Raw genomic sequence first — 11,861 nt, forward strand, 5'->3', positions numbered from 1 at the left:
AGCGTCCTGATGATTAGGAAAATTCGGCGCGGATCGTCTGCGCTTTTGACCCCTGTTAGCCTGCTTGCTAAAAAGGCTCAACCACAGGGGAAGTAGAAGATGTTCAAGGGATTTGGCCGGTTTGGCGGCATGGGAGCGATGGCGGCGGGCGCCTTTGCGGCGGCGGTACTGGCGCTTGGCGCTTGGATCGGCAGCAAGCGCAGCGGGCCGGAGGAGGCAGGGCAAACCACCGTGGCCGTGCTCCCCGAACGCGATGCCACCCCAGAGAACGCCACGCTTGTGCCAAATGCCGTGCAGGGCGTTTCCGTGGGCCCCGAAGACGCGGCAGCGACAGAGCCCAAGGTCACGCAGCAAGCGACAGAACCGCAAGTGCCAGAACCGCAGGCCCCGGCCTTTGATGAAGTGCGCCGCGAAAGTGATGGGATGACCGTGATCGCAGGCCGCGCGGCCCCCGGCAGCAGCGTGGCCGTGTTGAAAGACGGCGAAGAGATCGCCACCGCCACCGCCGATGGGTCCGGAAAGTTCGCGACTCTCGCGATGATCCCCCCCGACGGCAAGGGCCATGTGCTGACGCTTTTGGGGCAGGACGGTGAGACCAAGCTCGCCTCGGAAGAAGAGATCATACTCACGCCGACCGCAGCGCCCCTGCAGATGGCAGAGGCCGACACCACGCCCGAGCAAAGCCCGCTTGAGATTGCGAAGGAGGGCGCGGACCCCGGTGGCGAGGCGGCAGCAGACGAGGGTGCGGAGCCTGACCCCGCATCGCCGGGCGACGTGCAGGTTGAGGCTGAAGCATCTGACGTGACCCCGCTTGCCGAGGCTGAGGCGACGGCAGAGGCGCCTGCAGATCAGATGCCTTCTACCGATGCACCCGCCGAAGAACGGGACGAGGCCGCAATCGAGCCCGCCGCGACCGCTCCGGCACAGGCGACCCCGCTGGCCGGGACCGCGACCGCCGAAGCTGACGCGGATGCCGAAAGCCAGCCAACATCTGACGACGGCTCGGCAGCGCCCGCCGCTGCAAGCGAGACGGCCACAGCGGAGCAAGAGACCATTGAGGGCGGAGGCCAATCTGACCCTCTGGAAACCGACAGGGCTCAGGGCAGTGCAGCAGAGCAAGAGCCTGCCGCAGGCGAAGGAACGATTGCAAACGTATCCGACCCCACTCAGGCCACACCGCTTTCCGGAACTGGCACCGCGGAGGGCGTGAGTCCCGCCTCAGACCAAGAGCCCGCCGCGGGCGAAGGAGAGATTGCCAACGTTTCCGACCCCACTCAGGCCACACCGCTTTCTGATACCGGCAGCGCCGAGGGCGCGGGTTCCGCACCGGAGCAGGACCGTGGTACCGAGGCGGGGGAAGACCTTGCCACCGGCACCGCGCTCTCTCAAGCGACTCCGTTGACCGGAACGGGCACCGGCCCGGGGTTGACCGGCGCGGGCGACAGCACTGTGCCAGAGGAAGGGCAACAGGCGACCTCCGACACCCCAGCCCAAACCACACCGCTGGCGGAGACGGGAACGGCGGATCCCGCCACCGGCGCTGCCGACGGTACCGCATCCCCTGCGCGAGAGGCCCCGACGCCAAATTCCACAACCGATGCCCCCAGCCTTGCGGAACGCGACGCGCCCGGCCCTGAGACCACAACCCCGAGGCCCACGGAAGAAACCGACACCACCGCGGCGCCGGCTCAGCCATCTGCGCCAGCCCCGGTGCTGAAATCCACGGTCGAGGGGGTGGAGCGGCTCGACACCGCGCCGCCGCAGGTGATGACAAATGTGGCGCTCGACACCATCGGCTATTCCGATCTGGGTGACGTGCAGCTTGCTGGCCGTGCGCAGCCGGACACTCGCGAAGTGCGCGTCTATCTCAACAACAACGCGGTGATCAGCCTGCCGGTCGATCAAGAGGGCCGCTGGCGGGGCGATCTGCCGAACGTCGATGAGGGCGTCTATACCCTGCGGGTGGATGAGCTTTCCCGCGCAGGCGATGTGACCAGCCGGGTGGAGACCCCCTTCAAACGCGAATCCCCCGAGGTGCTGGCCGCCGCCACTGAAGGGTTGAGCGGCCCGCTGAGCGCTGTGACGGTCCAGAAAGGCGATACGCTTTGGGCGATCTCGCGCGAACGCTACGGCGATCCGTTGCTTTACGTGAAGGTGTTCGAGGCCAACAGCGGCAACATCCGCGACCCTGATCTGATCTACCCCGGACAGGTTTTCGATCTTCCCGAAGAGCCTGCATCAGAGTGATCTGAAGGCCCAGAAAGGGGCGGCATTCGCAGCGCGCAAAGCGGCTGTGCGCCGCCCCACACTGGCAACCTCGGCGGATGGGGCCTATGTAGCCTGTAATCACTTCAGGAATTCCCATGCCAGCCGATACAGACCATACGCCCGCCGCGCGTCGGCGCGACCGCAAAACCCCCAAGCCTGACCGCATCCCCACCGAGGCCGAGATGATTGACGCCGCCGAGCGTCAATCGGGCTTTTTGGTGTTGCGCAAAGTGGCGCCCTATCTTTGGCCCAAGGATATGCCATGGGTGAAACGCCGGGTGGTTCTGGCGATGTTGGCGCTGCTGGTTTCGAAACTGATCATCGTCGCCACGCCGTTCTTCTACCGCGACGCGGTGGATGCGCTGGCGGGCGAGGGCGCGCCGATGCTGGCGCTTGGGGCGATTGGCCTGACCGTGGCCTACGGCATGGCGCGACTGATGGGCGTGGGCTTTCAACAGGTGCGCGATGCGGTTTTCGCGCGCGTCGGGCAGCGCGCCTTGCGGATGTTGGCGCTTGAGACCTTTCAGCACATCCACAAACTCTCGATGCGCTATCACATCACCCGCAAGACCGGCGGGCTGAGCCGGATCATTGAGCGCGGTGTCAAAGGCGTCGATTTTCTGCTGCGGTTCTTGCTGTTCTCCATCGGGCCGCTGATCCTTGAGTTGATCCTTGTCGGCGTGATCCTCGCTGTGCTCTTCGACATTTGGTATCTGGCGGTCGTGACCGTGACCATCGCGGTTTATGTCTGGTTTACCTTTGCCGTGACCGAATGGCGCGTGCGTCTGCGGCGGCAGATGAACGACAGCGACACCGAGGCCAACCAACGTGCGATTGACAGCCTGCTGAACTATGAGACAGTGAAATACTTTGGCGCCGAGGGCCGCGAGGCCGCACGTTATGACTTGGCAATGGCGGATTATGAAAACGCGGCGATCAAGACGAACTATTCACTCGCTTTCCTGAACTTTGGCCAAGCGTTGATCATTACCGCGGGGCTGGTGGGCGTCATGGTCATGGCGGCGATGGGCGTGCAAAGTGGCGAACTCAGCGTCGGTGACTTCGTCATGGTAAACTCCTATATGATCCAATTGACTGTGCCGTTGAACTTCCTCGGCACCGTTTACCGCGAGATCCGTCAGGCGTTGGTGGATATGGGGCAGATGTTCGGCCTGCTCGAACAACCGGCTGAGATTGATGACAAACCCAATGCGCCAGACCTTAAAGTCACCGGCGGCCACGTGACGCTCGAGAACGTGCGTTTTGCCTATGACACCGACCGCGAAATTCTCAAGGGCGTCTCGCTTGAAGCGCGTCCGGGGGAAACGGTGGCGATCGTCGGCTCGACCGGCTCGGGCAAATCCACCATCGGGCGGCTGTTGTTCCGTTTCTACGATGTCGCAGGCGGCGCGCTGAAGATCGACGGGCAGGACGTGCGTGATGTGACCCAGCATTCGCTGCATATGGCGATCGGCGTGGTGCCGCAGGACACGGTGCTGTTCAACGACACCATTGGCTATAACATCGCCTACGGACGCGATGGGGCAACGCAGGAAGAGGTCGAAGCCGCCGCCCGCGCTGCACAGATCCACGATTTCATCATGGCGCTGCCGCAGGGGTATAAGACCACGGTGGGCGAGCGGGGGCTGAAACTCTCGGGCGGCGAGAAACAGCGCGTGGGCATTGCCCGGACGCTGCTGAAAGACCCGCCGATCCTGCTGCTGGACGAGGCGACAAGCGCGCTCGACAGTGAAACGGAGCATGAGATTCAAGACGCGCTGCGCCGGGCCGGGCAGGGGCGCACGGTGCTGACCATCGCCCACCGCCTGTCGACCATCGCCGAAGCGGATCGCATCGTCGTGCTGGAGAAGGGCGAGATCATCGAGCAGGGCAGCCACGAGGTGCTCTTGGCCCAAGGCGGGCGTTATGCCCAGCTTTGGCAGCGCCAGCAGGCGGAAGAAGAGTAGACGGCCCACAGGCCCCGCCTTCTGTTTCGGCAGACGGGCGGGGCATTGCCGCCGATGGTGCAATCGCTGCTGATCTGCTCTTGCGTTGTGCCAAGCGGCACACGATATCTACCGCCATGACCGATCTCTCCTCCCCCTCGCAACAGTCGCTGCGCGCCCGCGCGGCCCGACTGGCTGACCGCGCATCGTTTCAGAACTTCATTCTGGGCGTTATTCTGTTCAACGCCGTGATCTTGGGGCTTGAGACCTCAGACGAGGTAATGGCGCAGGCGGGCCCGTTGATCCTGCTGCTCGACAAAGTATGCCTCAGCATTTTCGTCATTGAGATCGCGATCAAGCTCTACGGCCGGGGGATGGATTTTTTCAAACGCGGTTGGAGCATTTTTGACTTTGTCATTGTCGCCATCTCGCTGATCCCGGCCACTCAAGGGCTCAGCGTGTTGCGTGCCCTGCGTATCCTGCGCCTGCTGCGCGTGGTCTCCGTCGCCCCCTCGTTGCGCCGTGTGGTTGAGGGGCTGGTCAACGCGCTGCCCGGTATGGGCTCGGTTTTCCTGCTGATGGGGGTGATCTTTTACATCGCCTCCGTCATGGCCACCAAACTCTTTGGCGCGGATTTCCCGCAGTGGTTCGGCACGCTGGGGCGCTCGGGCTATTCGCTGTTTCAGATCATGACGCTCGAGTCGTGGTCGATGGGCATCGTCCGCCCGGTGATGGAGGTCTATCCCTATGCGTGGATGTTTTTTGTGCCCTTCATCATGGTCACGACCTTCGCGGTGGTGAACCTGCTGGTCGGTCTGATCGTGAACTCAATGCAAGACGCGCATCATGAGGAAAGCAACGAGCAGACCAATACCTACCGCGATGAGGTCATGTCGCGGCTGACCGATCTGGAAAACCTTATCAAGGCGCAGAACACCCCGCCCAAACGCTAGGGTCTGGGCGGGGAGAGGGGTTACTCTTCGCCGATCGCCTTAGCGGTGAGGTTGTCCAGCGCCTCGGTCATCTTGGTGATATATTCGGCCTCTTCCGGCAGGCCATGCGCCGTGACCAGTGTTTCAGGGTCGGCATAGGTCACATGCACGGCACCTTCGCCATCTGCATAGACCAGCACCCGCATTGGCAGGTCTAGCCCAGCAGTCTGGGCGTCCTGCATCGCGGGCGTGCCGAGCTTGGGGTTGCCAAAGATCAAAAGCTGCGTTGGGCGCAGCTCCATCTCGACCTTCTCGGCCCCTGCGGCGTGATCGACGCGGGCGAAAACTTCGGCCCCGGCCTCTTCGACGGCGCTTTCCAGCCGGTCCATCGTTGTCACCACGTCATGGGGTGAGACTTTGGCCACCAAGTCCTGCGCCAAGGTGGGCACCGCTGCCATCACCAGACCTGCCGCCATTGCAATCGCTCTCATCATTGTCTCCTTTCATTGCATCCTGTCTCTGACTTAGCGTGACCCCGGCCTGCGCCAAGCGGCCATCCAAGGCGCGTAAGTTCGCTGGGTCTTGGCTTGGCTGGCCACGCGCGGTAAGAGGGGCAAAATCAGGCCGGGGGCAGGGCGCGATGAGCGATACCGACAGTTTTATTGACGAAGTGAACGAAGAGGTCCGCCGCGACCGGTTTTATGGCCTGCTGCGCCGCTATGGCTGGATCGCTGTGGTCGCTGTGGTTGCCATCGTCGGCGGTGCCGCGTGGAACGAATATAGCAAAGCACAAGAGCGTGCGCAGGCCGAAGCCTTGGGCGATGCCATGCTCGAAGCGCTTGAAGCGGATGCCAGCAATGCCCGCGCCGAAGCGCTTGCCCCAATTGAGGCCGAAGGCCCCGGTGCCCGCGCCGTGCTGCATTTCATGCGCGCCGATGCCTTGGCCGAGGCCGGTGAGATTGACGCCGCCGTTGAACAGCTCGACGCCGTGGCGCTCGACGGCGACCTTGCGCCGATTTACCGCCAATTGGCGCAGTTCAAGGCCGTGACCCTTCAGGGCCAATCGGTGCCCGTGGCAGAGCGGCGTCAGGCGCTCGAAGCACTGGCCCAGCCCGGTGCCCCGCTGCGCCTTCTGGCCGAAGAGCAACTGGCCCTGATCGACATCCAAGAGGGTGAGACAGACAAGGCCGTGTCGCGCTACCAATCCATTCTCTCCGATGCGGAAACCACCCCGGACTTGCAACAACGCGCCCTTCAGGTGATTGTGGCCTTGGGTGAAGAACCGGGGGTCGAAGACGCTGCTGCAGCGGCTGAGCTTGAGATCCCCGAAGCAACGGGTGACTGACACATATCCACCCGCCGAAAACGGCGGGGGCGTGAAGGTTGAGGAAAGACAGAAAGTGAGCAGGTCCATGACGAAGCATCGCGAATCCGAACCCGGTCATGCGGGTCTGCGGGGGCTGGGCGTGGCGGGGGCCATCGGTGCCGCGCTGCTGCTGACGGCCTGTGCGGATGAGCAGACCTATCTGCCGGGCAAACGCGAAGACGTGCGCGCGGTGCTGCAAAACCCCGGTGTGCAAGACCCAGCCTTTGACGCCATCGACGGCCCGGTGCCGGTAAACACCAGCCGCGCCATCGCTTTGGGCGGCGCGGTAAACAACGCCAACTGGACACACAGTGTCGGCACCCCCTCGACCCGCGTGGGCCACCCCGCGTTGCGCAGCACATTGCAGCCGGTCTGGAGCGCCAAGATCGGCGCGGGCGACAGCCGCAAGCAGCGCATCACTGCCGATCCGGTGGTCGCAGGCGGGCGCGTCTTTACCCTTGATGCAGGCGCGCAGGTCACCGCGACCTCGACCTCAGGCCAAACGCTCTGGACCCGTGATCTCACCCCCGCATCCGACCGCGAAGGCCAAGCCACTGGTGGCGGGCTCGCCGTGGACGGCGAAACGCTTTACGTCTCCGTAGGCTTTGGTGTTCTTGCCGCGCTCGACGTGACGACAGGCGGTGTGCGTTGGACCCAAGACCTCGACGCCACGGGCTCCGGCACGCCGACCGTCTCGGGCGATCTGGTCTATCTCACGGCGGGTGACGATACCGGCTTCGCGCTCGACAAAACCACAGGCCGCATCCAGTGGCAGACCGGTGCTGTCACCAGCCTCAGCAATGTGTTGGGCGCACCGGCGCCCGCCGTCACCAATGATCTTGCGATCTTTGCCTTCGGCTCGGGTGAGGTGCAGGGGCTGTTCCGTCAAGGCGGGCTGGAGCGGTGGGCGACCTCTGTTCTGGGCAAACGTCAGGGCCGCGCGCTGAGCTTTGTTGGCGACGTGACAAGCGCGCCCGTGGTCTCGGGCGGGACTGTCTATGTGGGCAACCATTCGGGCCGTCTGGCCGCGCTCGACGTTAATAGCGGGGACCGCAAATGGGTCGCCCGCGACGGGGCGATCGGCCCGGTCTGGCCAGCGGGCGATTCTGTTTTCGCGGTCACCGACCTCAATGAACTTGTGCGGCTCGACGCCAGCACGGGCCGTCGCATCTGGGGCACGCCGCTGCCGAATTTCGTCAAGGACCGGCCCAGAAGGCAGTCCGAAGTCGTGGCGCATTACGGCCCGATCATCGCCGGAGGCCGCGTGATTGTGGCGTCCAACGACGGGGTGCTGCGCAGCTTTGACCCTGTGGGCGGCGGGCTGACGGGCACCACTCAAATCCCCGGCGGGGCGACCACCGCGCCCGTCGTGGCAGGCGGCACGCTTTATGTCGTCTCCACCAGGGGGCAATTGCACGCTTTCCGTTAGGCCGCAAATAGGCTAAGGCGCGTGTCTGAACTGGCCCAACCGGGGCCCGGAGCCTGAATTATGTCCTTTACCCTTGCCATCGTGGGCCGTCCCAATGTCGGGAAATCCACGCTGTTCAACCGCCTTGTTGGCAAACGCCTCGCGCTGGTCGACGATCAGCCCGGCGTGACCCGCGATCTGCGCGAAGGGGCGGCCAAACTGGCCGACCTGCGCTTTACCGTGATCGACACGGCCGGTCTGGAAGAGGTCACCGACGACAGCCTCCAAGGCCGGATGCGCCGCCTGACCGAGCGTGCCGTGGATATGGCCGATATCTGTCTGTTCATGATCGACGCCCGTGTCGGCGTGACCCCGTCGGATATGGTTTTTGCCGAGATCCTGCGCAAGAAATCCGCCCATGTGATTCTCGCCGGTAACAAGGCCGAGGGCAAAGCCGCCGACGCTGGCATGATCGAGGCCTATTCGCTGGGTCTGGGCGAGCCCATTCGCATGTCCGCCGAACATGGCGAAGGTCTGACCGATCTTTACTCTGTGCTGATGCCGCTGGCCGATGAATATGAGGACCGCGCCACGCAGGACGCGCCCGAGACGGATGTGGACCTGCCCGAGGATGACGCCGATCTCGAAGCCGAATCCGTGCCGATGCCCACGCGCTCCAAACCTCTGCAGGTTGCCGTGGTGGGCCGCCCCAATGCGGGCAAGTCGACGTTGATCAATCAGATTTTGGGCGAGGACCGCTTGCTCACTGGCCCCGAGGCCGGGATCACCCGCGACGCGATCTCTCTCATGACCGAATGGGCCGGGCCGGATGGCGATCCGGTGCCGATGCGGATTTTTGACACCGCCGGGATGCGCAAGAAAGCCAAGGTACAGGAGAAGCTTGAGAAGCTCAGTGTCAGCGATGGTCTGCGCGCGGTGAAATTTGCCGAGGTCGTTGTCGTCCTGCTCGACGCCGAGATCCCGTTTGAGCAGCAAGACCTGCGCATCGCCGATCTGGCCGAGCGTGAGGGTCGGGCGGTCGTGGTGGCCGTGAACAAATGGGACATCGAAGAGAACCGTCAGGAAAAGCTGCGCGATCTCAAGGAAAGCTTTGAGAGACTCTTGCCGCAGCTGCGTGGCGCGCCGCTAATTACTGTTTCTGCCAAAACGGGCAGGGGGCTTGACCGTCTTCAGGCCGCGATCATGCGCGCCTATGAGGTCTGGAACCGCCGGATTACCACCGCACAGCTCAACCGCTGGCTCTCGGGTATGATGGAGGCGCATCCGCCCCCCGCGCCGCAGGGCAAGCGTATCAAGCTGCGTTACATGACCCAAGCCAAGACCCGTCCGCCGGGATTCGTTGTGATGTGCAGCCATCCCGACAAGGTGCCGGACAGCTACACGCGCTATCTGGTCAACGGGTTACGGTTGGATTTCGACATGCCCGGCACGCCGATCCGTCTTTGGATGCGCGGCCAGTCGGATGCCAACCCCTATAAAAACCGCAAAAAGGCCGCACCGTCGAAGCTGCGCAAGCACACCGACGGCCGCCGCCGGGACTGACCTCGGTCAGCCCTGCCGAAACGCCCTGAGCGTGGGCAGCGCCACAAGGATGCTGCCCCCAAGGGCCAGATAGGCGACCAGAGGCGAGTCGACCCAATTGGTGACGATCACGCCCAGCAGCCCCCAGATCACTGCGATCCCGTAGCTGGGGGTCCGCCCAAGGGCGGTCTGCACGATGGCCCCAATCGCCCCTGCGAGCCCGACAAAGACCACGGCTGCCGTCTGCTCTTCCAGATAGCCATAGCCCGCCGCCAGCAGCGCCAGTGACACACAGGATGCGGCAGAGAGCCAGCCCGCGTAGAGCCCCACCGGGCCCGCGGCCCAGAGCGGGTCTTCGACCGGGGCGAGGAACAGGGCGATCAGCGCGGTGATCAGCATGACCCAGATCAGCACCGCCGCCCAGATCGGGCTCATGGTGGCCACCGCGAGCCATGTTGTCCCCACGGCGAGCGACAGGCAGAGCGGCACGCGCATGTCATGCCACTGCCCATCCCGCGGCGCGCGCAAAAGGCCATAGGCCAGTCCGATGATCAGCCAAAGATAGATCAACCCCCAGATGGAAAACGCATAGCCCGCAGGCTGCGCGGGTGGGTTGTCTTGCGGGATCGGGAATTGGTTTGGGTCAAAGCCTGAAAAGCTGGGCACGAAGAAGGGCGAAATCGCGAAGGCGATGCTGAGCAGCAGCGCAAGGGCTGCGATCAGGGTGCGGGAGGATTTGGGCAAGCTGGGGCCTCGCGGGATTGGTGTTGCGTTGCACCTAATCCTAGAGCGTCAGTTGCCTTCGGCAACCAAGGGCCAGCGCCTGCCCGCGGGGTGGCGATCCTGACTGTGATCTATGCCACTTTATGGTTAAGCTGTGATATGCGTTTCCTAAGTCGCGCCCAACCTTACCAAATCGCCTGCCCGTCCGGGCGGGCAGGCGATGGCCCGGCGCCTGCGGCGCGGATCGGGCCTGATGGCCAATTTAGCGTTTACGCGAGCACACCTTCCGCCGTCAGCGTCGTCTTGCCCCCCAGATAGGGCGCAAGCACCTCCGGCAGCTCCACCGACCCATCCGCCTGCTGGCAATTCTCTAGCACGGCGATGAGGCAGCGCCCGACGGCCAAACCAGAACCGTTCAGCGTATGCACGAACTGCGGCTTGCCGCCGCCTTCAGGCTTGAACCGCGCGTTCATGCGCCGCGCCTGAAAATCACCGGTGGTCGAGACCGAGGAGATCTCGCGGTAGCAATTCTGCCCCGGCACCCAAGCCTCGATGTCATAGGTCCGGCGCGCGCCAAAGCCCATGTCCCCGGTGCAGAGGATCACCGTGCGGTAGGGTACGCCGAGTTTTTCAAGGATACCTTCGGCGCAGCCAACCATGCGCTGCTGCTCGGCGTCGCTTTCATCCGGGTGGGTGACCGAGACCATCTCGACCTTTTCAAACTGGTGTTGGCGCAGCATGCCAGCGGTGTCGCGGCCAGCACTCCCGGCCTCGGAGCGGAAGCAGAGGGTATGGGCTGTCAGCCGGATCGGCAGGGCGCTTTCCTTTAACGTGTCGCCGCCCACCGAATAGGTCAGCGGCACTTCCGAGGTCGGGACCAGCCACCAGCCGTTGGTGGTTTGATAGCTGTCTTCGCCGAATTTGGGCAGTTTGTCGGTGCCATACATCGCCTCGTCGCGCACCAGCACGGGGGAGTTCACCTCTGTCAGACCGTTCTCATCCACATGGGTGTCGATCATGAACTGCGCCAGCGCACGGTGCACCCGCGCCACGGCACCTTTCAGCATGACGAACCGCGCGCCCGAAGTCTTGGCCGCGGTCTCGAAATCCATGCCGGGTTTGACGCCTGCGATCTCGTAGTGCTCGACCGGTTTGAAATCAAAGCTGGGCTTATCGCCCCAGCTTTTCACCTCGACGTTGTCACCTTCGTCATCGCCTTGGGGCACATCATCGGCGGGGTTGTTGGGGATGCGGGCAAGCATATCAGTCAGTTTGTTGGTATACTCTTTCGCAACATCATCGGCGCCAGCAACCGCTGCCTTCTTCTGCGAAATTTCTTTTCTAAGCGCTTCGAACTCCTCTAGTCGGTTCTCACTTTTTAGTTTGCCCACCTTTTTTGAGTTCGCATTGAGCCACGCTTGCAAATCTTCGGCCAACCTAATTTGCGTTCTGCGTTGTTCATCAAGCGACAGCACCGCCTGCGACATCGCAGCCTCGCCCCGTCGGGCGAGAGCGGCGTCAAAAGCCTCGGGATTGTCGCGGATGGCGCGGATGTCGTGCATGGGTTTGTCCTCAAAATCGGGTGAGTCGGTTTTGCTGCCTTATGCCTCAATGTGCTGCGCGGCGGTAGGGGCCGCAACCGTGCGGCGATTGGCCCCGCGCAGGCGGCCATGCGG

General features: G+C 63.6%; 9 protein-coding genes. 6 read left to right on the forward strand and 3 right to left on the reverse strand.

The window, feature by feature from the left end:
* The first annotated feature begins 99 nt into the window (after nt 1–99).
* The 3 genes from J3456_RS09030 to J3456_RS09040 all read left to right on the forward strand — a co-directional run bounded on the left by J3456_RS09030 (nt 100) and on the right by J3456_RS09040 (nt 5,167).
* Nucleotides 100–2,247, forward strand: a complete 2,148-nt coding sequence (locus tag J3456_RS09030) for a LysM peptidoglycan-binding domain-containing protein (RefSeq protein WP_349579867.1) — start codon at nt 100–102, stop codon at nt 2,245–2,247.
* Between the two features lie 203 nt (nt 2,248–2,450).
* Nucleotides 2,451–4,235: an ABCB family ABC transporter ATP-binding protein/permease gene (locus J3456_RS09035; RefSeq protein ID WP_349580032.1), complete on the forward strand. Its 1,785-nt coding sequence runs from the start codon at nt 2,451–2,453 to the stop codon at nt 4,233–4,235.
* Between the two features lie 116 nt (nt 4,236–4,351).
* Nucleotides 4,352–5,167 (forward strand): ion transporter, encoded by an 816-nt coding sequence (locus J3456_RS09040; RefSeq protein WP_349579869.1) that lies wholly within the window; start codon nt 4,352–4,354, stop codon nt 5,165–5,167.
* Nucleotides 5,168–5,187: 20 nt separating this feature from the next.
* Here the strand turns inward: J3456_RS09040 and J3456_RS09045 are convergent, their stop codons facing one another.
* The gene (locus tag J3456_RS09045; RefSeq protein WP_349579870.1) at nt 5,188–5,637 is read right to left on the reverse strand and encodes a DUF302 domain-containing protein; all 450 of its coding nucleotides are present in this window, start codon (nt 5,635–5,637) and stop codon (nt 5,188–5,190) included.
* A gap of 149 nt (nt 5,638–5,786) precedes the next feature.
* On the opposite strand from J3456_RS09045, the gene J3456_RS09050 reads away from it, so the two are divergent.
* The 3 genes from J3456_RS09050 to der all read left to right on the forward strand — a co-directional run bounded on the left by J3456_RS09050 (nt 5,787) and on the right by der (nt 9,483).
* The gene (locus tag J3456_RS09050) at nt 5,787–6,491 is read left to right on the forward strand and encodes a tetratricopeptide repeat protein (RefSeq protein ID WP_349579871.1); all 705 of its coding nucleotides are present in this window, start codon (nt 5,787–5,789) and stop codon (nt 6,489–6,491) included.
* A 67-nt stretch (nt 6,492–6,558) separates the two neighbouring features.
* Nucleotides 6,559–7,941, forward strand: a complete 1,383-nt coding sequence (locus J3456_RS09055; protein ID WP_349579872.1) for a PQQ-like beta-propeller repeat protein — start codon at nt 6,559–6,561, stop codon at nt 7,939–7,941.
* Between the two features lie 60 nt (nt 7,942–8,001).
* Nucleotides 8,002–9,483 carry a ribosome biogenesis GTPase Der gene (der, locus tag J3456_RS09060; protein ID WP_132443681.1) on the forward strand — a complete coding sequence of 494 codons (1,482 nt, stop codon included), beginning with the start codon at nt 8,002–8,004 and terminating at the stop codon, nt 9,481–9,483.
* A 6-nt stretch (nt 9,484–9,489) separates the two neighbouring features.
* On the opposite strand, the gene J3456_RS09065 is transcribed toward der, so the two are convergent.
* Both J3456_RS09065 and serS read right to left on the reverse strand, forming a co-directional pair.
* Nucleotides 9,490–10,206, reverse strand: a complete 717-nt coding sequence (locus J3456_RS09065) for a TspO-related membrane protein (protein ID WP_349579873.1) — start codon at nt 10,204–10,206, stop codon at nt 9,490–9,492.
* Nucleotides 10,207–10,454: 248 nt separating this feature from the next.
* Entirely contained in the window at nt 10,455–11,747 is a 1,293-nt protein-coding gene (gene serS, locus J3456_RS09070) for a serine--tRNA ligase (protein WP_349579874.1), read from the reverse strand.
* Nucleotides 11,748–11,861 lie beyond the last annotated feature (114 nt).

Origin of the sequence: Sulfitobacter sp. NFXS29 (genome assembly GCF_040148765.1) — a bacterium.
In the GTDB taxonomy this organism is placed as follows: domain Bacteria; phylum Pseudomonadota; class Alphaproteobacteria; order Rhodobacterales; family Rhodobacteraceae; genus Sulfitobacter.